Source organism: Massilia sp. CFBP9012 (assembly GCF_034045115.1).
GTDB lineage: Bacteria > Pseudomonadota > Gammaproteobacteria > Burkholderiales > Burkholderiaceae_D > Telluria.
Genome location: NZ_JAXCWM010000001.1, coordinates 537,501 through 561,471, shown reverse-complemented (window position 1 = coordinate 561,471; position 23,971 = coordinate 537,501). Strand labels below are relative to the sequence as shown.

24 protein-coding genes are annotated in these 23,971 nt (G+C 66.5%); 15 read left to right on the top strand and 9 right to left on the bottom strand.

Annotated features, from left to right (window positions below; translation table 11 throughout):
* Window positions 1–4: 4 nt before the first annotated feature.
* Window positions 5–148, top strand: a complete 144-nt coding sequence (gene ccoS / locus SOM61_RS02285) for a cbb3-type cytochrome oxidase assembly protein CcoS (RefSeq protein WP_320472584.1) — start codon at window positions 5–7, stop codon at window positions 146–148.
* A gap of 44 nt (window positions 149–192) precedes the next feature.
* Here the strand turns inward: ccoS and SOM61_RS02280 are convergent, their stop codons facing one another.
* On the bottom strand, window positions 193–558 hold the full coding sequence (locus tag SOM61_RS02280) for a TraR/DksA family transcriptional regulator (RefSeq protein WP_320472583.1): 366 nt from the start codon (window positions 556–558) through the stop codon (window positions 193–195).
* 288 nt (window positions 559–846) lie between these two features.
* Between SOM61_RS02280 and ccoN the strand changes: the two genes are divergently transcribed.
* The 6 genes from ccoN to SOM61_RS02250 are packed head-to-tail and all read left to right on the top strand — an operon-like array spanning window position 847 to window position 6,053.
* Window positions 847–2,307 carry a cytochrome-c oxidase, cbb3-type subunit I gene (gene ccoN / locus SOM61_RS02275; RefSeq protein WP_320472582.1) on the top strand — a complete coding sequence of 487 codons (1,461 nt, stop codon included), beginning with the start codon at window positions 847–849 and terminating at the stop codon, window positions 2,305–2,307.
* An 18-nt stretch (window positions 2,308–2,325) separates the two neighbouring features.
* Window positions 2,326–2,940: a cytochrome-c oxidase, cbb3-type subunit II gene (gene ccoO, locus SOM61_RS02270; protein ID WP_320472581.1), complete on the top strand. Its 615-nt coding sequence runs from the start codon at window positions 2,326–2,328 to the stop codon at window positions 2,938–2,940.
* A 1-nt stretch (window position 2,941) separates the two neighbouring features.
* The gene (locus tag SOM61_RS02265; RefSeq protein ID WP_320466959.1) at window positions 2,942–3,112 is read left to right on the top strand and encodes a cbb3-type cytochrome oxidase subunit 3; all 171 of its coding nucleotides are present in this window, start codon (window positions 2,942–2,944) and stop codon (window positions 3,110–3,112) included.
* 1 nt (window position 3,113) lies between these two features.
* Window positions 3,114–4,070 (top strand): cytochrome-c oxidase, cbb3-type subunit III, encoded by a 957-nt coding sequence (gene ccoP, locus SOM61_RS02260; RefSeq protein WP_320472580.1) that lies wholly within the window; start codon window positions 3,114–3,116, stop codon window positions 4,068–4,070.
* On the top strand, window positions 4,067–5,476 hold the full coding sequence (gene ccoG, locus SOM61_RS02255) for a cytochrome c oxidase accessory protein CcoG (protein WP_320472579.1): 1,410 nt from the start codon (window positions 4,067–4,069) through the stop codon (window positions 5,474–5,476). The genes ccoP and ccoG overlap by 4 nt, the downstream gene beginning before the upstream one ends.
* Before the next feature lie 28 nt (window positions 5,477–5,504).
* Entirely contained in the window at window positions 5,505–6,053 is a 549-nt protein-coding gene (locus tag SOM61_RS02250) for a FixH family protein (RefSeq protein WP_320472578.1), read from the top strand.
* On the opposite strand, the gene SOM61_RS02245 is transcribed toward SOM61_RS02250, so the two are convergent.
* Entirely contained in the window at window positions 6,022–6,984 is a 963-nt protein-coding gene (locus tag SOM61_RS02245; protein ID WP_320472577.1) for an arsenic resistance protein, read from the bottom strand. The genes SOM61_RS02250 and SOM61_RS02245 overlap by 32 nt on opposite strands.
* Window positions 6,985–7,140: 156 nt before the next feature.
* Here SOM61_RS02245 and SOM61_RS02240 point away from each other — a divergent pair, with 156 nt between their 5' ends.
* Window positions 7,141–7,494 carry a hypothetical protein gene (locus SOM61_RS02240; protein ID WP_320472576.1) on the top strand — a complete coding sequence of 118 codons (354 nt, stop codon included), beginning with the start codon at window positions 7,141–7,143 and terminating at the stop codon, window positions 7,492–7,494.
* Here SOM61_RS02240 and SOM61_RS02235 read toward each other — a convergent pair.
* Entirely contained in the window at window positions 7,488–8,510 is a 1,023-nt protein-coding gene (locus SOM61_RS02235) for a S41 family peptidase (protein WP_320472575.1), read from the bottom strand. The two genes, SOM61_RS02240 and SOM61_RS02235, sit on opposite strands and share 7 nt — an antisense overlap.
* 242 nt (window positions 8,511–8,752) lie before the next feature.
* Here SOM61_RS02235 and SOM61_RS02230 point away from each other — a divergent pair, with 242 nt between their 5' ends.
* The 3 genes from SOM61_RS02230 (at window position 8,753) to SOM61_RS02220 (ending at window position 14,358) form a co-directional block, all read left to right on the top strand.
* Entirely contained in the window at window positions 8,753–10,582 is a 1,830-nt protein-coding gene (locus tag SOM61_RS02230) for a DUF885 domain-containing protein (RefSeq protein WP_320472574.1), read from the top strand.
* Window positions 10,583–11,196: 614 nt separating this feature from the next.
* A complete protein-coding gene (locus tag SOM61_RS02225) occupies window positions 11,197–13,473 on the top strand; it encodes a catecholate siderophore receptor Fiu (RefSeq protein WP_320472573.1) in 2,277 nt (758 codons plus the stop codon).
* A gap of 51 nt (window positions 13,474–13,524) precedes the next feature.
* Entirely contained in the window at window positions 13,525–14,358 is an 834-nt protein-coding gene (locus SOM61_RS02220; RefSeq protein ID WP_320472572.1) for a metallophosphoesterase, read from the top strand.
* A gap of 6 nt (window positions 14,359–14,364) precedes the next feature.
* Here the strand turns inward: SOM61_RS02220 and SOM61_RS02215 are convergent, their stop codons facing one another.
* Complete coding sequence (locus SOM61_RS02215; RefSeq protein WP_320472571.1) at window positions 14,365–16,635, bottom strand: penicillin-binding protein 1A; 2,271 nt, start codon at window positions 16,633–16,635, stop codon at window positions 14,365–14,367.
* A 218-nt stretch (window positions 16,636–16,853) separates the two neighbouring features.
* Between SOM61_RS02215 and SOM61_RS02210 the strand changes: the two genes are divergently transcribed.
* Window positions 16,854–17,669: a transporter gene (locus SOM61_RS02210; protein WP_320472570.1), complete on the top strand. Its 816-nt coding sequence runs from the start codon at window positions 16,854–16,856 to the stop codon at window positions 17,667–17,669.
* A 206-nt stretch (window positions 17,670–17,875) separates the two neighbouring features.
* On the opposite strand, the gene SOM61_RS02205 is transcribed toward SOM61_RS02210, so the two are convergent.
* Together SOM61_RS02205 and SOM61_RS02200 are read right to left on the bottom strand one after the other, a co-directional pair.
* The gene (locus SOM61_RS02205; RefSeq protein WP_320472569.1) at window positions 17,876–18,325 is read right to left on the bottom strand and encodes an FMN-dependent NADH-azoreductase; all 450 of its coding nucleotides are present in this window, start codon (window positions 18,323–18,325) and stop codon (window positions 17,876–17,878) included.
* The gene (locus SOM61_RS02200) at window positions 18,322–18,756 is read right to left on the bottom strand and encodes a carboxymuconolactone decarboxylase family protein (RefSeq protein WP_320472568.1); all 435 of its coding nucleotides are present in this window, start codon (window positions 18,754–18,756) and stop codon (window positions 18,322–18,324) included. The genes SOM61_RS02205 and SOM61_RS02200 overlap by 4 nt, the downstream gene beginning before the upstream one ends.
* Before the next feature lie 136 nt (window positions 18,757–18,892).
* Here SOM61_RS02200 and pdxR point away from each other — a divergent pair, with 136 nt between their 5' ends.
* Window positions 18,893–20,317: a MocR-like pyridoxine biosynthesis transcription factor PdxR gene (gene pdxR / locus SOM61_RS02195; RefSeq protein ID WP_320472567.1), complete on the top strand. Its 1,425-nt coding sequence runs from the start codon at window positions 18,893–18,895 to the stop codon at window positions 20,315–20,317.
* Here pdxR and SOM61_RS02190 read toward each other — a convergent pair.
* Genes SOM61_RS02190 through fnr form a run of 3 tightly spaced genes read right to left on the bottom strand, consistent with a single transcriptional unit; the run spans window position 20,314 to window position 22,831 of the window.
* Entirely contained in the window at window positions 20,314–21,246 is a 933-nt protein-coding gene (locus SOM61_RS02190) for a DMT family transporter (RefSeq protein WP_320472566.1), read from the bottom strand. The two genes, pdxR and SOM61_RS02190, sit on opposite strands and share 4 nt — an antisense overlap.
* Before the next feature lie 60 nt (window positions 21,247–21,306).
* Complete coding sequence (locus SOM61_RS02185; protein WP_320472565.1) at window positions 21,307–22,065, bottom strand: AraC family transcriptional regulator; 759 nt, start codon at window positions 22,063–22,065, stop codon at window positions 21,307–21,309.
* Window positions 22,066–22,069: 4 nt separating this feature from the next.
* Window positions 22,070–22,831 (bottom strand): fumarate/nitrate reduction transcriptional regulator Fnr, encoded by a 762-nt coding sequence (fnr, locus tag SOM61_RS02180; protein ID WP_320472564.1) that lies wholly within the window; start codon window positions 22,829–22,831, stop codon window positions 22,070–22,072.
* Window positions 22,832–23,063: 232 nt separating this feature from the next.
* Here fnr and SOM61_RS02175 point away from each other — a divergent pair, with 232 nt between their 5' ends.
* A complete protein-coding gene (locus tag SOM61_RS02175; RefSeq protein ID WP_320472563.1) occupies window positions 23,064–23,750 on the top strand; it encodes a TorD/DmsD family molecular chaperone in 687 nt (228 codons plus the stop codon).
* A complete protein-coding gene (locus SOM61_RS02170; protein ID WP_320472562.1) occupies window positions 23,737–23,970 on the top strand; it encodes a formate dehydrogenase in 234 nt (77 codons plus the stop codon). The genes SOM61_RS02175 and SOM61_RS02170 overlap by 14 nt, the downstream gene beginning before the upstream one ends.
* The last annotated feature ends 1 nt before the right edge of the window (window position 23,971 follow it).

Genomic DNA, 23,971 nt, shown 5'->3' with positions numbered 1-23,971 from the left:
GGCGATGGAAGCCTTGTATTTGCTGGTGCCGCTCAGCGTGGTGGTGGTGGGGGTGGCCTTGTGGGTGTTCTTCGGGGCGGCCGAGAGCGGGCAGTTCGACGATCTGGAGGGGCCGGCGTATCGCGTCTTGCAGGATGATGATAAATAGGGTCGGCGGATAAGCCGCCAACCCACAAGCGGCACAACAATGGATCACATGGTCGGACCGCGCCCGGTATGGGTTTCCTTCTCGATGCGGTCCTGGCATTCGATGCAGGTGCGCACCGTCGGCGTGGCCAGCAGGCGCGCGTCGGGGATCTCGCGGCCGCACGACTCGCAGATGCCGGCGCCGCCGGCCTCTAGCTTGCCGAGGGCGACGTCGATCTCGTGCAGCGTGTTGGCATCGTGTTCGGCCAGGTGGACTTCGTCGTGGCCGATCATCTCGGCGGTATTGCGGTCGTCGCCCTGCGCTTCATGCGCGAGCGGGCCGATCGGCGGGGCATCGCCCTCGTCGGCCGTGGTGCGCGCACGGACGGCGCCGAGCAGGTCTTCACGCGCCGCGTTCAGGCGCTTGGACATTTCTTCGTGAACGGATCGGGAAAGAGGCGGCATAGCGATTCCTTATTGGTTAGTGAGGAAAAGCCCCCCGTGACACGGTGGGCCGTCTAGTTTTGGACTTGACTCGTCTCAAAACGATGCCCGTGGAATTGTGGAAGAAAGCGTCGCAGCTGGGGCACAACAGGGCTGCAACAGACGTTCCTCATACTCTATCCATCAAGGAACATTTTGATACACATCAAGGATTTTTAAGGTTCCTAAAAGCACACTCCTGACTGTCACTCAATCGTGTCATTTCAGGAGAGTATCTTGGACAGCAGTCTAAACTATAACTACAAGATCGTGCGCCAGTTTGCCATTGCGACCGTGGTATGGGGCGTGATCGGCATGGCGGCAGGGGTGTTCATCGCGGCCCAGTTGGCCTGGCCCGCGCTTAACTTCGATATCCCATGGGTCAGCTACGGACGCCTGCGTCCGCTGCACACCAACGCGGTCATTTTCGCCTTCGGCATTTGCGGCCTGTTCGCTACCTCGTACTACGTGGTGCAGCGCACCTGCCAGGTCCGCCTGTTCTCGGACAAGCTGGCCGCGTTCACCTTCTGGGGCTGGCAGGCAGTGCTGCTGTGCGCCGCGGTCACGCTGCCGATGGGCTTCACGCGCGGCAAGGAGTACGCCGAACTCGAATGGCCGATCTCGATCCTGATCGCCATTGTCTGGGTCGCCTACGCCGTGGTGTTCTTCGGCACCATCGTCAAGCGCAAGGTCAAGCACATCTACGTCGCCAACTGGTTCTTCGGCGCCTTCATCCTGGCGGTGGCCATCCTGCACATCGTCAACGGCATGACCTCGCCGGCCTCGCTGATGAAATCGTACTCGGTCTACTCGGGCGTGCAGGACGCCATGATCCAGTGGTGGTACGGCCATAACGCGGTCGGCTTCATCCTCACCGCCGGCTACCTGGGCATGGTCTATTACTTCATTCCGAAGCAGGCCGAGCGTCCGGTGTACTCGTACCGCCTGTCGATCGTGCACTTCTGGGCGCTGATCTTCACCTATATGTGGGCCGGTCCGCACCACCTGCACTACACCGCGCTGCCAGACTGGACGCAATCGCTGGGCATGGTGTTCTCGATCATCCTGCTGGCGCCATCGTGGGGCGGCATGATCAACGGGATCATGACCCTGTCGGGCGCCTGGCACAAGCTGCGCTCCGACCCGCTGCTCAAATTCATGATCGTCTCGCTGTCGTTCTATGGCATGGCCACCTTCGAGGGCCCGATGATGTCGATCAAGACCATCAACGCGCTGTCGCACTACACCGACTGGACCGTCGCCCACGTCCACGCCGGCGCCCTGGGCTGGGTCGGCTTCATCACGATGGGCTCGATCTACTACATCATCCCGCGCGTCGCTGGCAAGAAGCAGATGCACAGCGTGGCGATGGTCGAGACCCACTTTTGGGTGGCGACCATCGGGGTCGTGCTCTACATCGCCTCGATGTGGATCGCCGGCGTGATGCAGGGCCTGATGTGGCGCGCGGTCAATGCCGACGGCACCCTGACCTATACCTTCGCCGAAAGCGTCAAGGCGACGTATCCCTACTACGTGATCCGCGTCACCGGCGGCGCCCTGTACCTGACCGGCATGGTGCTGATGGCCTGGAATACCTGGATGACGATGCGCGGCACCAGGAGCGTCGACGTCCCGATCCCGGTCGGGCCGAAGAATCCGCGCGGCGTGAACGAAGCCGGGCACGTCGTCCCAGCCTAAAGAAACCAGGAGTTTGCAATGAAATTCACCCATGAGTGGATCGAAAAGAATGTGTGGCTGCTGATCGGCCTCGTCCTGCTGGTCATTTCCTTCGGCGGCCTGGTCGAGATCGTGCCGCTGTTCTTCCAGAAGTCGACCACCGAACCGGTCGCCGGCCTGAAACCGTATTCGCCGCTGCGCCTGGCCGGCCGCGACGTCTACATCCGCGAAGGCTGCTACGGCTGCCATTCGCAGATGATCCGGCCGTTCCGCGCCGAGACCGAGCGCTATGGCCACTACTCGGTGGCCGGCGAGTCGGTCTACGAGCACCCGTTCCAGTGGGGCTCCAAGCGCACCGGTCCCGACCTGGCGCGCGTCGGTGGCCGCTACAGCGACGAATGGCACCGCACCCACCTGGACAATCCGCGCGACGTGGTGCCCGAGTCGAACATGCCGGGTTATCCATGGCTGGCTAGAACGAAGCTGATCCCGGGCGAGATCATGCCGAAGATGCGCGCGTTGAAGCGCGTCGGCGTGCCCTACACCGACGAAGAGATCGCGCTCGCGCCGCAAGACCTGGTCGACAAGACCGAGCAGGACGCGCTGGTCGCCTACCTGCAGGGGCTGGGCACCCAGATCAAGACGAGGAACTGATATGGCACTCCAACAAATTTTCGACGACGCCAGCAGCGTCATGACCGTCATCAGCTTCGCGACCTTCATGGGCATCGTGGGCTGGACCTACCTGCTGCACAAGGGCAGCGATTTCGACGCGGCGGCGCGGCTGCCGTTCGCCGACGGCACCATTGAAGACGGAGAGAATTGACATGGCCGACTTCTTCAACGATTTCTGGCATTACTACGTCGCGGTGATCACGATCCTGTCGATCGCCGGCTGCGCAATCCTGCTCTGGTCGCAGTCCAAGTTCAAGGTCAAGCTCGATGCCGACGGCAAGCCGCAGCAGACCACCGGCCACGTGTGGGACGAAGACCTCACGGAACTGAACACGCCGATGCCGCGCTGGTGGATCGTCCTGTTCTGGCTGTCGATCCTGTTCGCCGCCGGCTACCTGGTGCTGTATCCGGGCCTGGGCGCGTGGCGCGGCACATTGAAATGGGACCAGGTGAGCGAGTACCAGGCCGAGCTGAAACAGGCGAGGGCCGAATACGGTCCGCTGTTCGAGCAGTACAAGAAGCTCGACCTGAAAGCGGTGGCCGCCGACCCGCAGGCCCACGCGATCGGCGAGCGCCTGTTCCTGACCTACTGCTCGCAGTGCCACGGCTCGGATGCGCGCGGCAGCAAGGGCTTCCCGAACCTGCTTGATGACGACTGGCTGCACGGCGGCGAGCCGGACGTCATCAAGACCACGATCATGAACGGCCGCACCGGCATGATGCCGCCGATGGGCGCGGCGGTGGGCTCGGACAAGGACGTCGAGAGCGTGGCCCACTACGTGCGCTCGCTGTCGGGCCTGTCGGCCGATCCGATCAAGGTCGCCTTCGGCAAGCCGAAGTTCGCCACCTGCGTGGCCTGCCATGGCGCCGAGGGCAAGGGCAACACGATGCTGGGCGCACCGAACCTGGCCGACAAGACCTGGCTGTATGGCGGCAGCGTCGAGACCGTGATGGAGACGATCCGCAAGGGCCGCACCAACACCATGCCGGCCTTCGGCGACTTCCTGGGTGAAGAGAAGGTCCATGTGCTGGCGGCCTATGTATGGAGCCTGTCGAATCCGAGCGCGCCGGCCCCCGCTAATGTGACGAAAGCGACGGCAGCAAAATGACAGACCCTGCTGGAGCGCCGCGCGAAGCGATCGTCCGCATGTACGCCGCGCGGAAAGACATCTTCCCGCGCGAGATCAAGGGACGCTATGCGACGCTGCGCTGGGCCTGCGTCTGGCTGACGCAGATCCTGTTCTACGGCCTGCCATGGCTGAACATGAACGGCCGCCAGGCCGTCCTGTTCGACCTGGCCAGCCGAAAGTTTTACCTAGCAGGCATGGTGTTCTGGCCGCAGGACTTCATCTACCTCGCGGCACTGCTGATCGTGTGCGCCTATGGGCTGTTCCTGGTGACGGCGGTGGCGGGCCGCGTGTGGTGCGGCTTCGCCTGCCCGCAGACGGTCTACACCGAGATCTTCCTGTGGATCGAACGCAAGATCGAAGGCTCGCGCAGCAGCCAGATACGACTCGCACGCCAGCCGTGGAATGCCGAGAAGGTCGCCAAGCGCGGCGCCAAGCACCTGTCGTGGGGCGCGGTCGCATTGTGGACCGGATTCACCTTCGTCGGCTATTTCGCCCCGGTCCGTTCGCTGGGCGGCGAGATCGCGGCATTCGGCCTGGGGCCGTGGGAAACCTTCTGGATCCTGTTCTATGCCTTCGCCACCTACGGCAATGCCGGCTGGCTGCGTGAGCAGGTGTGCAAGTATATGTGCCCGTATGCGCGCTTCCAGAGCGCGATGTTCGACAAGGACACGCTGATCGTCACCTACGACGTCGAACGCGGCGAGCCGCGCAACGGCCGTCGCAAGGGCGAAGCCCAGGCGCTCGCCGGAAAGAGCGGCGACTGCATCGATTGCAGCCTGTGCGTGCAGGTGTGCCCGACCGGGATCGACATCCGCCAGGGCCTGCAGTACGAATGCATCGGCTGCGCCGCCTGCGTCGACGCCTGCAATATCGTGATGGACAAGGTCCAGCGGCCGCGTGGCCTGATCCGCTACGCGACCGAGAATGGGCTGGCCCGGAAGCTCGGCGCGCTCGAGATCCGGCGCCGCATGCTGCGCCCGCGCGTGCTGGTCTACAGCGCGGTGCTGGCGATGCTGGTGGCGGCGATGGGCACGTCGCTGGCGCTGCGCAACCCGCTCAAGCTGGACGTGATCCGCGACCGCGGTTCGATGGGGCGCGAAGTCGAGGATGGCCGTATCGAGAACGTGTACCGGCTGCAGGTGATGAACACCAGCGAAGCGCCGCAGACGCTCCAGGTGAGCGTGAGCGGCATCCCCTCGGCCACGGTGGTGGACGACGGCGCCATCGCGATGGACGGCGCCAGCACGCGCGCGGTGCCGGTGCGGGTGCGCATCGACCAGGGCGCCGGCAAGCCGGGATCGAACAAGATCGAATTCACGGTGCGCTCGCTGACCGATCCGGACCTGGGCGTGAGCGAGGGCGCGGCCTTCATCGTTCCGAAGTGAGCAAGCTGATATGAGCAAGGAGAAGGATATGCAAGCGACCAACCCCAACTTCCCGCAGCAGGCGGCGCCGTGGTACAAGCACCGCTGGCCGTGGTTCCTGATGATCGGCCCGGTGGCCGTGATGATCGGCACCGGCGTCTCGGCCTGGCTCGGCGCGCAGCAGCCCGATGCGATGGTGGTGGCCGACTACTACAAACAGGGCAAGGCCATCAACCAGGACCTGCGGCGCGACCGCGTCGCCACCGAGCTGGCGCTCAATTTCGAGGCCAGCCACGATGCGCAGGCAGGGCGCCTGAACGGGCGCCTGGCCAGCGGCGGCCAGCCGGTGGTGGCGCCATTCCACATCCGGCTGGCGCATCCGACCCTGCCGGAGCGCGACCTGGAGCTGGAGGCGCTGCCCGACGCCCAGGGCCGCTTCTCGGCCGTGCTGCCGATCCTCGAGCCGACGCACTGGCAGGTGGTGGTGGAGGGCGCGGCGCGCGATTGGCGGCTGGCGCGCAGCTGGAGTCCGGCGAAGCAGGCGCAGCTCGTGATCGAGGCAGACACTAGGCCGGCTGCGATCCCAGGCGCGCAATGACGCGCACATAGACCAGCTCCGCCACCAGCTCGACCAGCGTCTGCGTGACGATGATCGCCGGCAGCAGCGGCACCGCGCCCGGGACGGCCAGCGCCAGCGGCAGCACCACCAGCGAGTTGCGGGTGGCGCCGCTGAAGGCGACCGCGCGCCCTGCGGGCGGCGCCAGGCGGAACAGGCGCGCCACCAGCCAGCCGGCGAGTGGGGCCAGCAGCGCGAAGGCGATATAGACCGGCGCCACCTGCAGCGCCGCATCGAGCGCCTGGCCGAGCTGCGGCAGCACCGACGCCACCACGATGAACAGCACCAGCGCCGTGGCCGGCACCGGCAGCAGGCCAAGCACGGTTGACGCACGCGCACCGGCCGGGCTGCGGCCGGCCCAGAGCTGCACACTGACTGCCAGCAGCAGCGGCACGGCGATCAGCCACACGAAGGCGTCGATGAAAGGCCCCGGCTGGATCAGGCCGGCCGCGTCAATGCCGAGCAGGATGCGCAGGTAGACCGGCAGCATGAGCATCTGCGCGACCAGCAGGACGGGCGTCGCGGCCAGCAGCAGGCGCGCATCGGCGCGGCCCAAATGGGAGAACGTGACCACGTAGTCGATGCAGGGCGCCAGCAACACCAGTAGCACTCCCAACCGGACCAGGGGATCGTCCGGCACGAAGGGCAGCAGGCCGGCGACCAGCAGGGGAACGACGATGAAATTCGTTACCAGGAGGGCGCCAAGGAAGCGCGTGTTTGTAAAGGCGCGGCCCAGTTCGGCCAGTGGCACCTGCAGGAAGGTCACGAACAGCATGAAGGCCAGGGCGGGGTTGACCGCACGGTCCAGCGCCGTCGTCCCCGGCAGCGCCTGCGCCGCCAGCGCGGCCAGCGCCACCGTCGCGAAATAGATCCCGATCTGATTGTTTTCCAGCTTGTCCCTGATGTGCTGCATGCGGTGTCGTCGCTTTCTTGGTGGAGGAGGGCTGGCCCTTGCAAACCGGCCAAGCGGGGATTATACGGAGCGCAGGCCAACCCCGAGGCGGTCGTGAGGTAAGATGCCGTCCAATGCGATTCGGTGGGAGAGGAAGTGCGGTACCGGAACTTGTTGTTGTATTGGCTGACGATCGGCGTACTCGGGATGCTGGCGTTTCGCTTGCCCCTGGTAGGCTTTGCGCTCGGCATCGGTGCGCTGCTTTACTTTGTCTACGCGATTGCCTACTGGCTGCTGTTCGTGGTGTTCTTCCACCAGCGTCCATACAGCCGCATGGTGTTCGGCATGGCGCGCCGTACCTTCGCCATCAGGCTGGCGATCGGCGCCGCGGTGGTGTGCGTCGGCAGCCTGCTGCTGGGGTGGATGGTGCTGGCCTGCCTTGGCGCGGCGGTGCTGTATTACTGCGGCGAGATCGAACTGAAGGACCGGATGATCGCCGCGGCGCGTGATGGCTTCGACCGCCCTCAGTGACGGCACAGCGGCGAGGACTGCGCCGCCCATGTTGCCGCATGCAGCAGCGTATCCCTCGCCGACTCTCCCGGCTTCGTCGGCACCTCGGGAGCGATGCCGCCGCGGATGACCGGCGCGTCGCCGATCGCATAGCGCGACGTCGTCAGCGCGAGCATGGAACCATCCGCCATCCGGTGCGCGACATTGGCAGTCGTCGCGCCAGAAGATGTCTGGCCGAAGGTGCGCGTGCGCGAACCTTCTCCCATCAATGCGACCAGCAGCATTTCCCCAGCGCTGCTGGTACGCTGGTCGACGACGACGGCCAGCGGCCTGCCGGCGAAACGCTGCAGAGGATTGCTCGCTCGCCCCCCGTGCCGCGCTTCCATCTGGCGCAACTGCGGCGGGTTGACGAAGGCCCTGCGCGTGCCGTCGCGCCCGACCCAGGCCGCCGGATTGGCCTGGCCGAACAGGGGATGCATGGCGATGAAGGGCGGCCAGGCGTTTCCTCCAACCTGGGCGCTCAGGTCGACGACGAGGGCGCAGGCCTTGTCCGCACCCGGCGTCGTCGCGTAGTCCGCGTGGAAGCGCTGCAGGAATGGCGGCGCCTCGGTCTGCAGATCGCCCATGCTTTGCGGCGGCGTCCAATGCAGCACCACGCCGTGGGCCGTCAGGACCAGCGCGAACGACGACGCCGTTCCTTGAGCGCGCGCGCTCGCAAGGCCTTGCTGGACCCGACGTCCGGTCGACGGCGGCCGGATGGACGAGTGGCCATCCGCGTCGAGGGTGCCGAGCATCGCGTTCACGTGCTGGAACAGCGGCTGGCGATCGACCTCCGCCCCAGCGCCGTCGAGCGCCGCCAGCAGCCGCGCCTTGGCGCTCGCGTATTCGTCCTGATTACGCGGGTACAGGCCCTCGGCTTCGACCAGCTCGATGGTCCGCTGCACGACGGCGCGGGCCGTCTGTGCCGGGATCGGATCCGTCATGACCGGCGCCTGCGCCAGCACGTTCGGCAAGAGCAGAATCGTCGCCGACGCCATTGCGATAGCGCTTATCCGCTTTCCGTGCCTGCCTGCCGCCACGCTCGCCCCGTTCGTATAGTCCAGGCATGATACTAGCCGCGACCCGTCATGCAGTGAGAGTAAATTGCGACCGAATGTAAGGCGCCGTACGTACGCCGCCCGACAACACCGGCGTTGTCGATCTGTTTACTTCCATGTTAGATTCCTTGGCGGCAATTGCTACCCGCCGCAGATAATCAACCACAAGGAAGACACCCAAGATGCCATCGACCCGCCAGCGCAGCCTGCGCGCCACCATCGCCGCCCTGTTCATCCCCGCCATGCTTGCCGGCGCGTCGCTGCCAGCTGTCGCCGCACCGGCCGCCACCCAGGCCGCCGCAGTCGCCCCCTATAAAGCCTTCGACGCCTGGAGCGACAAGTTTGCCGAGGATTGGGTACGCCTGAGCCCGCAACTGGCGACGACCACCCAGTACTTCGGCGGCGCCGAGCAGACCAGGCTGGACCGCGAGCTGACGCCGCTGACCGCGGCGCACCGCCAGAAGTCGGTCGCCATGGCGCGCGAGGGCATCAAGCGCCTCGACGGCTTCAAGTCGCAGCCCCTGAACGAGACCCAGAAGATCTCGGCAGCGGTGATGCGCTGGTCGCTGCAGAACGTGATCGCCAACGAGCAGTTCGAGGACCATTCCTTCGTGTTCTCGCAGTTCAGCGGTCCGCAGATCGGCCTGGTCAACTTCATGACCAACACCCACCCGATGCGCACGGCGGCCGACGTCGACAGCTACCTGGCCCGCCTGGACCAGGTGGCGGTCCGTCTCGATGAAGCGCTGGTGCGCGCCAAGGGTGCGGCGGCCAAGCAGATGATCCCGCCGCGCTTCATCCTGGAGCGCGCCCAGTTCCAGGTCGATCACTTCCTCAAGCCGGCCGCCGCCGAGAACGTGCTGGTCACCACGCTGGCCCAGCGCACCGCCGAGATCAAGGACCTGTCGCCGGAGGCGCGCACGGCCGCCATCGCGCGCGCGACCGGCATCGTCGAACAGAAGATCCGTCCTTCGTACACCCGCGTGCAGGCCTTCATGGCCGAGATTCATCCGAAGACCGGCGACGTGGCCGGCATCTCGCGCCTGCCGAACGGCGCCGCCGCCTACAAGCGCGCGATCGAGAACTTCACCAGCACCCAGCTGACCGCCGACGAAATCCACACCATCGGCCTGCGCGAAGTGGCGCGCATCGAAGCCGAGATGGACAAGCACCTGCGCTCGCTGGGCCTGACCGACGGGAATATCGAAACCCGCATGAAGCAGCTCGACGCGCGCTTCCAGCCGAAGGGCGAGGGCGACCCACGCCCGGCGATCATCGCCAGCTACAACGAGATGGTGCGCGACGCCGAGCGCAGGAGCAGCACGCTGTTCAACCTCAAGCCGCGCGCGCCGGTCGACGTGCGCCGCGTGCCGCCGCTGACCGAGCCGTCGGCCGCCGCCCACTACACCTTGCCGGCGCCGGACGGCAGCCGTCCGGGCATCTTCTGGGTGCCGCTGCGCGGCCCGACCTTCGACATGATCCGCATGCGCAGCCTGGCCTACCATGAAGCCGTGCCGGGCCACCACTTCCAGCTCGCGATCCAGCAAGAGATGACCGGCCTGCCGAAGTTCCGCAGCCAGCGCATCTTCAGCGGCGGCAGCGCGCACTCCGAGGGCTGGGCGCTGTACACCGAACGCCTGGCGGTGGAGCAGGGCTGGTACAAGGACGACGTCCCGGGCCTGCTGGGCGCACTGGGTTCGGAACTGTTCCGCGCCCGCCGCCTGGTGGTCGACACCGGCCTGCACACCAAGGGCTGGACCCGCCAGCAGGCGATCGACTACGGCATCGGCGCGCAGGAGACCGAGCGCTACGTCGTATGGCCGGGCCAGGCCAATGCCTACATGATCGGCATGCTGCGCATCCTGGAATTGCGCGAGAAAGCACAGAAGGAACTGGGCGACAAGTACTCGCTGCCGGCCTTCCACGACCTGGTGCTGGGCGCCGGCTCGGTGCCGCTCGACGTGCTGGGCGAGCTGGTCGATAACTGGATTGCGCAGCAGAAAAAGTCGTGATCAGAATCTGCGTGCGGCCATGCGCCGCACGCGAGTTCTAATTCTGCATCACCGTTAGCCTGTAATCCCGTCATCCCCGCGCAGGCGCACTAGCGTCCGGAATATTTATACGCAACGTATGCATCGTCATCCCCGCGGAGGCGGGGATCCAAGTGAAGTCACAGAATGTTCATGCTCTTGCGTGACCAGAACGTTCATCGGAGGTCGATTTTTAGGCCACTGGCCGTGCACACTTGGGTTCCCGCCAAGGCGCCCGGCGAGGGCGGGAACGACGTGGTTTTTCCTATACAGCGGCCTTTTTCAAGCGGCCGAAATTATTCCGGACACCAGTGCGCGCAGGCGGGGATCCAAGTTCGACGCACTGCCGCAAGCGCATATCGCAGTGGCTGTTCGACGGCGCTTGGATCCCCGCCTGCGCGGGGATGACGTTTTGGCGCCAACACTGTTGTCATCTTTCGAGGGCTGTCGAGGGTGAATGGTCTTTTTTGACCAAGTGTAGCGAGAACACGAATGATAATGATTATCGTTTACATGTATTGACGTTCTCGGTAGAATCATTGTTTTACTTGCAGTGTTTCAACACGCACTAATCCACTGAGAGAGACCGCCTCGCCATGAAAGCAATAAAAAGCCGCAAGCACCCAATCACCCGCAGCCAGCTTGCGGGCACCGCACTGGCCGCGGCCCTGCTGCCGCTCGGCGTGCACGCCGCCGACGATGCCACCGCCGCCACTGCAGCGCCTGCCACTGTCGCACCACAGTCGACCGTCGAAGTCGTCGGCAACTACGAGAACCCGTTCCGCGCCGAGAATGCCTCGTCGCCCAAGTACACCGAGCGCCTGGTCGACACCGCCCAGACGATCCAGGTGATCAAGAAGGAGCTGTTCGAGCAGCAGGGCGCCCTGACCCTGACCGAGGCGCTGCGCAATACCCCCGGCGTCGGCGCATTCTTCCTGGGCGAAAACGGCAACACGACGACCGGCGATGCGATCTTCATGCGCGGTTTCGATACTTCCAGCAGCATCTACGTCGATGGCGTGCGCGACATCGGCTCGATCTCGCGCGACGTGTTCAACCTGGAGCAGATCGACGTGCTGAAAGGCCCGGCTGGCACCGACAACGGCCGCAGCGCCCCGACCGGCTCGGTCAACCTGGTGACCAAGAAGGCCAATCTCACCGACCTGGTGACCACCGCGATCACCGGCGGCAACGGTGACCAGAAGCGCATCACGGCTGACGTCAACAAGGTGCTGGATGAACAGCGCGGCATCGCCGTGCGCCTGAACGTGCTGGCCCAGGATTCGGGCAGCGCCGCGCGCGACGTGGTCGAGAACAAGCGCTGGGCGGTGGCGCCGAGCATCGGCTTCGGCCTGAACGGCCCGACCCGCGTGCACCTGGACTACCTGCACGTCGACCAGAACAACATCCCTGACGGCGGCGTGTTCGTGATCGGCCTGCCCGGCTACACCAGCCCTGACCGCGCCCGGCCCTGGGTCGCCGACGCCCCCAAGGTCGACCCCAAGAACTTCTATGGCTCGGTCGATGACTACGACGACGTGAAGGCCGACATGGCCACCGTGCGCATCGAGCACGACTTCTCGCCGACCATGAAGCTGCAGAACACTAGCCGCTACGGCAAGACCAGCCAGGACTACCTGCTGACCGCCTTCCTCACCAGCGCCGCCAACCTGGCGACGCCGGTGCAGGGCGACCCGAGCACCTGGACCCTCGCGCGCAGCATCCGCACCGGCAAGGACCAGGAAAACAAGATCCTCACCAACGTCACGACCCTGACCAGCCAGTTCAATACCGGCGCCGTGTCGCACACCCTGGTGACGGGCCTGGAAATCACCAGCGAACGCCAGACCACGTGGGGCCTGACCGGCCTGGGCACGCTGCCAGCCGCCAACATCTATCGCCCGAACCCGAGCGACGCCCCGACCACGCCGGTCGACGTGCGCCGCACCGGCGCCTACAACGAGGGCGAGGTCGACACCCAGAGCGTGTATGTATTCGACACCGTCAAGGTCGGCGAGCGCTGGATCTTCAACGGCGGCGTGCGCGTCGACCACTTCCGCGGCGACTATTCGGTGGTGGCGCTGTCCAATAACGCGCTGACCGCGACCCGCTTCAAGGTCGGCGAAAACCTCGTCAACGGCAAGCTGTCGGCGCTGTACAAGCCGACCGCCAACAGCAGCGTGTATGCGATGGTGGCCAGTTCCAAGCAGCCGCCGGGCGGCAGCTTTACCGTGTCGGGCAACGCCAACAGCGCCCAGAACCCGATCTACGATCCGCAGAAGACGGTCACCACCGAAGTCGGCGGCAAGCTCGACCTGCTGAAATCGAAGCTGTCGCTGTCGGCCGCGCTGTTCCGCACCGAGGTCGAGAACGAGGTCGAGCAGGACCCGGTCGACCTGCAGTACTACCAGACCGGCGAGAAGCGGGTGCAGGGCGTGGAGCTGGGCGCCACCGGCGAACTGGCGCCGCACTGGCTGCTCAGCGCCGGCTACCTGTACATGGACACCAGCGTCGAGCGTGGCCGCAACGTCACCGCCGCCGGCGAGAACAGCCTGACCTACACGCCGAAGCAGTCGTTCACCGCCTGGACTTCGTACGACCTGCCATGGGGCCTGCGTATCGGCGGCGGCGCGCGCTTTTCCGACAAGCTGGCGCGCGGCACCGACGGCGCGATCGGCACCCCGGCCTACACCGAGTCGTACTGGGTGTTCGACGCCATGGTCGGCTACAAGGTCAGCAAGAACTTCGACCTGCGCCTGAACGTGTACAACATCGGCGACGAGAAGTATGTCGCGGCGATCAACAAGAGCGGCTACCGCTACACGCCGGGCACGCCGCGCTCGGCCAGCCTGACGGCGAACGTGCGCTTCTGATACGTCGGCGCCGCCTGAAACCGGGCGGCGCCTGCTGTATACTCGGAGCCCATGCGCATACAGCTTTTCTCCGACCTGCACCTCGAACGCTATCCCGGCTTCCAGCCGCTGATCCTGCCGGACACCGACGTCGTGGTGCTGGCCGGCGACATCGGCTCCTACCAGGACGGCTCGCGCCTGGAAACCCAGGATTTCGGACTCGAGCGCTTCTCTCCCGCATTGCCGGCGCTGGCCGGCAAGCGGGTGCTGTTCATTCCCGGCAACCACGAATTCGATTCGCTCGACTATGACGCGACGTATGCGCGGCTGCGCGCCACCTGCGAGCGGCTCGGCATCGTCTGGCTCGACCGCGAGATCGTCGTCATCGATCACGTGCGCTTCATCGGCACCACCTTGTGGAGCGACTTCGATGCCCTGGCGCTGCGCGACACCGACCTCACCAAGCAGATGCAGCAGCGTAACAAGGCGTTCCGCGCGGCCAACTACTACCTGAGCAAGAACACGACCCTGAAGGATGGCGAGAAGGTGCTGGCCGAGGGCATCCGCGCCATGTCGCTCGACTGCCAGGCCTGGCTGCGCGCGGCGATGGCCACGCCGTTCGAAGGCAAGACGGCCGTGGTCACCCATTTCGCGCCGAGCCTGATGAGCGCCGATCCGCGCTACGGCCTCACGCCCGGCACGGCGGGCTTCTGCAATGCGCTCGACGGCCTGTTCAAGCACGCGCAGCTGTGGATGCACGGCCACCTGCACTGCCTGAACGACTACACGGTCGAGGGCCGCGACGGCGCCCATTCCTGGTCGTGCCGCGTGGTGGCCAATCCGCTGGGCTACCTGAGCAAGGGCGAGCAAGAGGCTTTTCGTCCCGAGCTGGTGATCGAACTGTAGGGACGACTACTGCGTCGCCTCGTCGGCTGACGAGAAGGTGCCCATCAAGGCCTCGATTCCATCCGCCGCCTCGGGCGGGTGTTCCTGTTCCGCATACTCGGCATACACCCAGTCGCCGCCGGCGCGCGCCACGCACTCGGGCGGCAGCGGCTCGTGCTGCGGCGTCTTCGCCAGCGCGACGCGCATGAAGTCGACCCACATCGGCAGCGCCAGGGTCGAGCCGAATTCGCGGCCGCCGAGCGAGCGCGGCTCGTCATAACCCATCCAGGCCACCGCCGCCACATTACCGCCATAGCCGGCAAACCAACCGTCGATCGCATTGCTGGTGGTGCCGGTCTTGCCGGCCAGATCGTGCCTTTGCAACTGGCGCGAGGCCGCCGCCGCCGTGCCGACGCGGGTGACGTCGCGCAGCATGCTGTCGACGATGAAGGCGTTGCGCTCGTCGAGCACCCGTGCACTTGCCTGGCGTGGCGCTGGCGCCGCCTGCTCGAGCAGGACGGTGCCATCGCCATCCTGGATGCGCGCGATCAGCCACGGCTCCACCCGGTAACCGCCGTTGGCCAGCACCGCATAGGCACCGGCCATCTGCAGTGGCGTGACGGCGCCGGTGCCCAGGCCGAGGGTCAGGTTGCGCGGCTGGCGCGCGGCGTCGAAGCCGAAGCGCGCCAGGTGCTCGCGGGTGTAGTCGACGTCCAGCGCGCGCAGCATGCGCACGGTCGGCACATTGCGTGAGCGCGACAGCGCGTGGCGCACGGTGACCGGGCCCTGGAACACATTGTCGTCGTTGCGCGGCGACCAGTTGGCATAGGCCTTCTCGGCGCTGAAGTCGAGCGGCTCGTCGAGGATTTGCGTGCCGGGGAAGAAGCCGCGTTCCAGGCCGGCGGAATAGACAAAGGGCTTGATGCTCGATCCCGGCTGGCGCCAGGCCTGGGTCACGTGGTTGAACTTGTGGACCGAGTAATCGAAGCCGCCGACCAGCGCGCGGTAGGCGCCGGTCTCGGTGTCGAGCGCCACGAAGGCGGCGGCCACCTCGGGCAACTGGGCGATCGACAGGGCGCCGTCGGCGGCCTTCGTCAGCCGGATGACGGCGCCGGGCGTCAGCTTCGCAGCGGGCTTGGCCTTGCCCGACAGGGCCCCGGCGGCAAAGGCCAGGCCGGGGCCGGTGATCTCGACGGCGTCGCCGTTGGCGAGCAGGGCGCGCACCCGCTTGGGCGAGGCGGCGATGACCACCGCCGGGCTCAAGCCGTCGACGATGGGCCGTTTCTGCAGGGCGGTGGCGGTCGCGTCCGCTTTTTCGTCGGCGTCGGCTGGCAGCACGATGCGCGCTTCGGGGCCGCGGTAGCCGTGGCGGCGGTCGTAGGCGAGCACGTTGCGGCGCACCGATTCGTAGGCCGCATCCTGCTCGGCGGCCACGATGGTGGTGGTGACCGTGATGCCGCGTTCATAGGCGGCCTGGCCGAAGCGGGCGTGGACCGCCTGGCGCGCGATCTCGGCGACCCAGGCCGCGCGCGGATTCAGGGTGGCGCCATAGCTGCGCACCTGCAGGCGTTCGGCCAGGGCGCGGCGGTACTGGGGCTCGGTGATCATCGCAAGTTCGCGCATGCGCCTGAGCACGACCTGCTGGCGCTTGCGCGCCGCCTGCGGATTGGATACCGGATTGCTGCTGGAAGGGTTTTGCGGCAGGCCGGCCAGCATCGCGAGTTCGGCCAGGGAGAGTTCGGGCAGCGGCTTGCCGAAATAGGTGCGCGCCGCGCTGGCGAAGCCGTAGGCGCGCTGGCCGAGATAGATCTGGTTCAGGTAGACCTCGAGAATCTGGTCCTTGGACAGTGCCTTCTCAATCTTGTAGGCCAGGGCAACTTCAAGCAGCTTGCGTGGCATCGTCTTGTCGCGCGACAGGAAGAAGTTGCGCGCGACCTGCATCGTGATGGTGGACGCACCCTGGCTGCCGAAGTCGCCGATATTGGCCTTGGCCGCGCCGAGCGCGCGGATCCAGTCGACCCCGCCGTGCTCGTAGAAGCGGGTGTCCTCGATTGCCAGCACGGCCGATTTGAGCAGCGCCGGCACCTTGGCCACCGGGACGAACTCGCGTCGCTCGGCGCCGAATTCGCCGATCAGGACCTTGTCGGCGGTGTAGACGCGCAGTGGGATCTTCGGGCGGTAGTCGGTGACGGCCTTGATGTCGGGGACGTCAGGCAGGATCGAGGCGCCGGCCACCTGCGGGGCGGTCGCGAGCAGCAGGGCGGGGAGCAGGATGGCGAGGGAGCGGCGTGGTTTCATGGCGGTTTCGTGGACGGTTGGTCAAACGCGGCCGATCTTACTGTCGCGCGGCTGCCGGGTCATGCGAAAAGGCCAAGGTAGTGCGACATGCCCCGGCGCGGCGCGGATGGCGCTACCTTGAAGCCGCTTTACCACACACCGGGGGCGTAGAATAGCCGGGGTGCGATGGCGCCGGCTCGGCCTTTGCACACCATGTCCCTCCTTGTTTATCCGACCGTATGATTTTTTCGCCAAACCCTACGCGCCTGCGACGGCAGGCAGCTCTCCTGATACTGGCTTGCAGCGCCCAGTTCGCTCACGCCGATGACGGCGATGCCATCAATCCCGACCGCCCTAACGTCGCCAACTCCAGCCAGGTGGTCGGTCACGGCCGCGTTCAGCTCGAGATTGGCGTCGACTGGGATCGCCAGCGCGATGATGACCTGCACGTGCGCACCTTGAGCACGCCGGCGCTGCTGCGTATCGGCCTGGGCGACACGACCGAACTGCGCGTCGAGACCGACGGCCGCAGTATCGAGCACGGTGTCGATCCGCTTACTCGCGAGCGCACCACGAGTGCGGGCTGGAATGCCACGTCGATCGGTGTCAAATGGCATTTTGCCGATGGGGAGGGCGCGCATCCCGCCCTGGGGCTGATTGGCACGATGGCGCTGCCAAGCGGTAGCTCGGCGCTGCGGGTCGCGGGTGTCCTGCCGCAGCTGGTGCTGGCGGCTGAATGGGATCTGCCAAAAGGCTGGTCGTTGGCCGTGACGCCGGGTGCCGGGGCCGACGTGGACGATGACGGTGCGCGCTACCGCTACGGTATCCTGGCGGTCTCACTGGGAAAGAAATTCACTGAACGCCTTCAGGGATTCCTTGAAGTGGCGGCGCCGCAGATCGCCTCTGCATCGCATGGCGGCGACCGGATGCAGGTAGACGCCGGCGTGAGCTGGCGACTGAACAGAAACTGCCAGGTCGATGCGATGGTGGTGCGTGGGCTGAACAAGAATACGCCCGATCTGGGCCTGGCGTTCGGGCTGTCGGTGCGGCGCTGAGTGAATGGCCGTGCGCCGCCCTGGCTCGATCAGGCGGTGCGCGCCAGGTCCATGGTGGCCAGCAGCGCGTCCCGGTCCGCCGCCAGCTGGCCGGGATCGAGGAAGGCCGTGGCCTGCAGCGGCAGGAACTGCAGCCAGGTCAAGCCGATGCAGCCGAAGGCCGCCTTCAGGTAGGGCGTCAGGAAATCGGGCTGCCTGGCCTGTTCTCAGCTGAACACGCCGCGCGAGGCGATGCCGACATACACCGGCCGGTCGGCCAGCAGCCCGACCTTTTCGCCGCCCGCCGACATGCCGATCGTGCGGCCGACCCGCAGCAGCTGGTCGATCCAGGCCTTGAACACTGACGGCAGCGTGAAGTTGTTCATCGGGGTGCCGATCACCAGCACGTCGGCGGCTTCGACTTCCTGGATCAGCGATTCGGACAGCTGCACGCCCCCGTTAGCCGGGTTGGCCGCCTGCGCGGCGGCCATCGCGGCGGGCGTGGCCAGGGCGGCTGCGTAGGCAGCCTCCGCATGTGGAATGGGCTCCAGGCCCAGGTCGCGCCGCAGCACCTCGGCGTGAGGATGCCGCGCCAGCAGCTTCTGGACCATCGCGTTCGATAACGCGCGGCTGTGCGACCCGGCGCGCGCACTGCAATCGATGTGAAGGATATTCACTGGCGCATCCCGATCGCGAGGCGGTTGAAGGCGCTCATCAGGGCGATGGCGAAGGTGAGGTCGGAGACTTCGACGTCACTGAAATATTCCCTGAGCGGCTCGTAGTCTGCGTCCGGCGCGCCGGTGCGGTCGACGTGGGTCAGCGCCTCGGTCCAGGCCAGGGCGGCGCGTTCGCGTTCGCTGAAACGCTGGCTGACGCGCCAGCCGGCCAGGCTGTCGAGCTTCGCGTTCGACACGCCGTCGGCGCGCAGGGCCTTGGCATGCATCTCCAGGCAGAAGGCGCAGCCGTTGATCTGCGACATGCGCAGCCACACCAGCTCGATCAGCTCCTTGCCGAGCGGGCTGCTCTCGAGCGCCTTCTTGGTGGCGCCGAAGCCCTGGTAGGCGGCGGGGGACAGGGAATAGTAGGGCAGGCGTTGCGGGGCACTCATCAGGAATCTCCGGTAAGGGGGTAGTTGGTCGATTGCGTACATGGCGCATGGTCATCGTCATTCAATGCGGATACTATAGGCGGATCATGGCCTACGCAGTAGGTGCAAGAATTGAAGAAACGAATAGGACATCGCGATGGACCTGCACAACCTGGCGCCAAGCCGTGGGCGCGGCGAGCCGATCTACCTGCAGCTGTACCGCCGCTATTGCGAAGCGATCGCCGCGGGCAAGCTCAAGGCGGGCGACCGGGTGCCGTCGGTGCGCAGCCTGGCCAGCGAATTGAATCTGGCGCGCGGCACCGTCGAAGCGGCCTACCAGATGCTGGTTGGCGAAGGCTATTTCGTGGCGCGCGGTGCGGCCGGGACGGTCGTCTCGCCGCGGCTGGCGAAACTGGCCGAGCCGGCGCGGCCGCGGAGCGCGGCGCGCAGCGCGCCGGATGCCGGTTCGCAGCAAGGCGTCCCGGGCGAAGCCATGCCGTTCCAGCTCGGGTTGCCGGCGCTCGACGCCTTCCCGCGCAAGACCTGGACACGCCTGGCCGGACGCACCTCGCGCGCCCTCGAGACGATGGCGATGACCTATCCCGATCCGGCCGGCTATGCCCCCCTGCGACGCACCATCGCCACCTATCTCGGGATCGCGCGCGGCATCGACTGTTCGCACGAGCAGGTCTTTGTCACGCCTGGCTACCACGGCGCGCTGGAACTGGCGCGGCGCGTCCTGCTGCGCGATGGCGACGTCGGGTGGTACGAGGATCCGGGCTATGTGCTTGCACGGCGTTTCCTGGTGCAGTCCGGGTTGCGCCTGGCGCCAGTGCCGGTCGACGACGAAGGACTGGACGTGGCGCGCGGCCTGGAACGGGCGCCGGATGCGCGGTTCGCCGTGGTGACGCCCACCCACCAGAGCCCCATGGGCGTGGCGATGTCGCTGCCGCGCCGGCTCGAACTGCTGGCATGGGCCGACGCCGCCCGCGCCTGGATCGTCGAGGACGACTACGACAGCGAGTTCCGCTACCACGGCCGTCCCTTGCCGGCCCTGAAAAGCATCGACCGCCACGGCCGGCTGCTGTACACCGGCACCTTCAGCAAAGTGCTGCTGCCCGGCCTGCGGCTGGCCTACCTGGTCGTCCCTGAATCGCAGGTGACGCGTGTGCGCGACATGGTCGACCATCTTCCCGGCCCGGGTTCGATCCTGCCGCAGGCGACGGTGGCCGAGTTCATGGAACAGGGCCACTTTGCGCGCCACTTGCGCAGGATGCGCACACTGTACGCCGAGCGGCGCGGCTACCTGGTCGATGCGCTGGCGCGAGAGATGGGAGACGCGCTGACGGTGCAGCCGCAGGCCGGCGGCATCCACGTGCTGGCGCGGCTCGCTGCCGGGCAGGACGACCGGGCGCTGGCTGCGGCGGCGCGGGCGCGTGGAATGGGATTGCAAGCCCTCGGCGACTGGCGGATGGGCCGGTCGCGCCGCGGCGGCTTGTTGATGGGGTTTGCCAACTTCGCGACGCCGGAGATGGCGACGGTGGCGGTACGCCGTCTGCGTGAAGCGATCGCGGAAGTCTAGCGCCGGTGCGCCGAAGCGCACGAAATCACGCCCGCTACCAGCAACACCAAGGCAGCCGTCTCGAACCCGCTTGGCCAGCGGGCTTCCCACAAAAAGCCATACAAGGCCGCGAAGATGGTCTCGAACACGATCATCTGGCCCATCAGGCTCAGGGGCAGTGCGCGGCTGGCGTGGTTCCACAGGGCGTTGCCGACCACCGAGCACAGGATGGCGACCGCGCTGACCAGTGCGCCGAACCGCAGCCAGACCGGCAGGGTATGCTCGCCCGGCGCCAGCACGAAGGCCGGCACCGCCAGCGCCAGCGCCATGACGCCCGTCACCACGCCCACCAGCAGATTCCATTCATGCGACGAAATCCCCTCGATGCGCGCCAGCCAGCGGCTGTTATGTACCGCGAAGATGGTCCACGACACCAGCGCGCCAAAGGCGCAGGCCAGGCCGGCCAGCGAACCGGGTCCGGACGCCGACAGCGACTCCCAGCCGATGCAGGCCAGGCCGGCGCCGCTCAGCAGCATCGAAGGCAGCAGCCGGCGCAGCGGCACCGCGTCGCCGTCGCGCGAACCCACCATGGTGACCGCGATCGGCAGCAGCCCGATCACGATCGAGGCCATGGCCACGCCGCCAAGTTGCACCGCATTGGCGAGGAACAGGTAGTAGATGATGTTGCCAGTGAGGCTGAGCCCGATCAGGGCGCGCCACGCCGGCCAGCCGAGGTGGCGGCGCAGCCGTCGCCAGGCAGGGTAGATGAGGATGGCGGCGACCAGGCCATAGGCCAGGTAGCGTCCGGCCGAGAGCTGGATCGGCAGGAATTCGGGCGCCAGTTCCGGGGCCAGGAAGACCAGGCCCCAGAGTGCGCCGGCGGCGATCCCAGCGCCGATGCCGAGCAGGGTGGAGCGGGACAGTCCGCCCGCGCCAGTAGCTTTGTACATGATGAATCTCCTTTGAGTGGAGATTCTCTGGCCTGGACCTGCCCCTGGTCTTGGCCGGGACTACTGCGGTTTTGGCGGTTTCTCCTGCGCTGCGCGCCGATAGGCGGCAGGCGTGGTGTCGAACACGCGGCGCATCGCCCGCGTCAGGCTGGCCTGGTCCGAGAAACCGCAGGCGATGGCGATGTCGGCCACGCTGCGCGCGCCGTCCGTCAACATGCCGCGTGCGCAATCCAGGCGGCAGCCCAGCAGCCAGGCATGCGGCGTGCTGTCCAGCTCTTCGCGAAACAGCGCGTGCAGGCGGCTCACGCTCAGGTTGGCGGCGCGCGCCATCGATTCGGTGCTCCAGGCCAGGCCGGGCGCGGTCTCGATGCGCGCCAGCAGGGCGGTCAGGCGCGAGGTGGTGCGCGGCGCGTCCAGGCTCAGGGTGTCGAGCAGCAGCGGCACCCAACCGTGCACCAGCGCGCGAGATGGAACGGACTCGCGCGTCATCAGTCCCATGAACTCGACCAGCTTGCGCGCGGCAGGGCCGAGCGTGACGAAGGGCCGCTCCAGCAGCCGCTGCCAGGGACCGTCGCCGAAGGCGCCGCCATCGACGTCGACGATCAGGGAGTCATTCGCGCCCGGGCTCGATTGCGCATGCCCGGCGCCGGGCGCTACCAGCGCGCCATGCAGGGGATCGAGCCGGCCGCGCCGCTCTTCGATGTCGAGCACGACTTCGCCGTGCAACGGCAGCACCAGCTGGGCGAAGTCGTGGCGGTCGCCCCAGTGCACGCGGTCGTAGCTGCGCAGGTGCATGTCGCACGAAGGCAGCAGCGTCATGATGTCAGGCCATCGGGCTGCACACGTCGGTGCCGGCCGCCAGCGCCTTCAGCTTGACCGGATCGAGCAGCGTCACTTCGCGTTTGTCGACCTCGAGCCAGCCCTGCTTTTTAAAGCGCGACAGCAGGCGGCTGATGCTTTCGATGGTCAGGCCCAGGTAGTTGCCGATGTCTTCGCGCGACATGCGCAGCTGGAAGCGGTTGGCCGCATAGCCGCGGGTGGCGTAGCGCGCCGACAGGTTGACCAGGAACACGGCGAAGCGCTGCTCGGCGCGCATATTGCCGAGCAGGAGCATGACGTTCTGCTCGCGCGTGATTTCCTGGCTCATGATGCGGTGGAAGTGGCGCAGCAGGGTCGGCACTTCGCCGAACAGGTCTTCCAGGCGCGCGAACGGGATCTCGCACACCTCGGAATCTTCCAGGGCTACTGCGTCGCAATGGTGGGTGCCGCTGATCGCGTCCATGCCCAGCAGCTCGCCGGCCATCTGGAAACCGGTGATCTGGGCTTCGCCGGCGGCGTTCACCTGGTAGGTCTTGAAGTGGCCGAAGCGCACCGCGTACAGGTTGCGGAACGATTCGCCCACGCTGTACAGGCGCTCGTCGCGCTCCAGGCGGCGACGGCGGCCGATGATCTTGTCCAGACGGTCGATGTCGGCGTCTTCGAGGCCCATCGGCAAGCACAGCTGGTGCATGCTGCACTGGGCGCAGGATTTGAGGGCGTGGATATTGATGGTCGGCTCGGCTTGCCGGGACAGGGTCTGGCTCATGAGGGATGGTCGCTTGGTTCGGTACACCGCGATTATAGACGTGTTGAAGCGTCAATCTCGACAAACAAATGCCATTTATTTGCAATTGAGAAACAATTCCGTTGCGTTCCGGTCGTTCGGCGCCCGTGCTCACCCATGCAGGGTTCATTTAGCCGTTTTAGGCAACTGTGCGCACTCAATATCAATCGAGGCCTACACTGCCATATAAATTGAACAACTGGAGTGTTCCCCAGTGCCATCAACTACTCAGACCTTGCCCGATCGCAGCGCATTTGCCACCGCAATCGTGCGACCGGATCTGCCGCCAGGCGGCGAAGACCAGGCCAGGGCGGATCTGTATGCCTTGCTCTCCCGGCTGCTGCTGGCCGCGCCAGACGCGGCGCTGCTCGATGCGCTCGCATCCAGCGATCCCATCCTGGCCGAGGGCGGCGATCCGGCGCTCGAACGCGCCTGGGACCAACTGACCGTGGCGTCCGGCGTGATGGATCCCCGTCTCGTCCACGATGAATTCAGCGCGCTGTTCGTCAGCGTCGGCACGCCGCCGGTCGATCCGTATGGCTCGCGCTACCTGGCCGGCTACATGAACGACACGCCGCTGGCGCATCTGCGCGAAGACCTGGCCCGGCTTGGCCTGGCGCGCATACAGGGGCGGGGCGAGTTCGAAGACCACCTCGGCGCGCTGTGCGAGACCATGCGCGTGCTGGTGGCCGGCTCGCCCGGCATCCGGCGCCAGCCGCTGGACGTGCAGCGCCGCTTCTTCGAGGCCCACATCGGCTCCTGGTGCATGCGCGCGCTGGACGACATCGCCAATGCCGAAGGCGCCAACTATTACCGCCTGGTCGCCCACTTCGCACAGGCATTCCTGGCAATCGAGGCGGAAAGTTTTGGAGTAGGAGAGGAAAACGATGACCAAACATGATCCACGAGTCCAGCAGGATCCCGGCCAGGACCGTCCCGACCCGGCGCGGCGCGGGTTCCTGAAGGCGGCCCCGCTGGGCGCGCTGGTGGTGGCCGCTGCTGCCGCCCCGGCGACCGCGGCGCCACAGGCCGCCCCGGCCGCGCCCGACCCCAAGGTCAAGCGCGGCTACCACGAGACGGATCACATCCGCCGCTATTACGAGACCGCCGCCTACTGGTAGG

Coding starts and splice junctions, on each gene's coding strand:
- SOM61_RS02245 (WP_320472577.1), bottom strand. CDS start 6,984: ATGCAGCACATCAGGGACAAGCTGGAAAACAATCAGATCGGGATCTAT.
- SOM61_RS02190 (WP_320472566.1), bottom strand. CDS start 21,246: ATGTACAAAGCTACTGGCGCGGGCGGACTGTCCCGCTCCACCCTGCTC.
- SOM61_RS02250 (WP_320472578.1), top strand. CDS start 5,505: ATGCAAGCGACCAACCCCAACTTCCCGCAGCAGGCGGCGCCGTGGTAC.
- SOM61_RS02225 (WP_320472573.1), top strand. CDS start 11,197: ATGAAAGCAATAAAAAGCCGCAAGCACCCAATCACCCGCAGCCAGCTT.
- SOM61_RS02170 (WP_320472562.1), top strand. CDS start 23,737: ATGACCAAACATGATCCACGAGTCCAGCAGGATCCCGGCCAGGACCGT.
- SOM61_RS02235 (WP_320472575.1), bottom strand. CDS start 8,510: ATGGCGTCGGCGACGATTCTGCTCTTGCCGAACGTGCTGGCGCAGGCG.
- ccoP (WP_320472580.1), top strand. CDS start 3,114: ATGGCCGACTTCTTCAACGATTTCTGGCATTACTACGTCGCGGTGATC.
- fnr (WP_320472564.1), bottom strand. CDS start 22,831: ATGAGCCAGACCCTGTCCCGGCAAGCCGAGCCGACCATCAATATCCAC.
- ccoO (WP_320472581.1), top strand. CDS start 2,326: ATGAAATTCACCCATGAGTGGATCGAAAAGAATGTGTGGCTGCTGATC.
- SOM61_RS02210 (WP_320472570.1), top strand. CDS start 16,854: ATGATTTTTTCGCCAAACCCTACGCGCCTGCGACGGCAGGCAGCTCTC.
- SOM61_RS02215 (WP_320472571.1), bottom strand. CDS start 16,635: ATGAAACCACGCCGCTCCCTCGCCATCCTGCTCCCCGCCCTGCTGCTC.
- SOM61_RS02265 (WP_320466959.1), top strand. CDS start 2,942: ATGGCACTCCAACAAATTTTCGACGACGCCAGCAGCGTCATGACCGTC.
- SOM61_RS02220 (WP_320472572.1), top strand. CDS start 13,525: ATGCGCATACAGCTTTTCTCCGACCTGCACCTCGAACGCTATCCCGGC.
- ccoS (WP_320472584.1), top strand. CDS start 5: ATGGAAGCCTTGTATTTGCTGGTGCCGCTCAGCGTGGTGGTGGTGGGG.
- SOM61_RS02200 (WP_320472568.1), bottom strand. CDS start 18,756: ATGAGTGCCCCGCAACGCCTGCCCTACTATTCCCTGTCCCCCGCCGCC.
- SOM61_RS02230 (WP_320472574.1), top strand. CDS start 8,753: ATGCCATCGACCCGCCAGCGCAGCCTGCGCGCCACCATCGCCGCCCTG.
- SOM61_RS02185 (WP_320472565.1), bottom strand. CDS start 22,065: ATGACGCTGCTGCCTTCGTGCGACATGCACCTGCGCAGCTACGACCGC.
- pdxR (WP_320472567.1), top strand. CDS start 18,893: ATGGACCTGCACAACCTGGCGCCAAGCCGTGGGCGCGGCGAGCCGATC.
- SOM61_RS02280 (WP_320472583.1), bottom strand. CDS start 558: ATGTCCAAGCGCCTGAACGCGGCGCGTGAAGACCTGCTCGGCGCCGTC.
- ccoG (WP_320472579.1), top strand. CDS start 4,067: ATGACAGACCCTGCTGGAGCGCCGCGCGAAGCGATCGTCCGCATGTAC.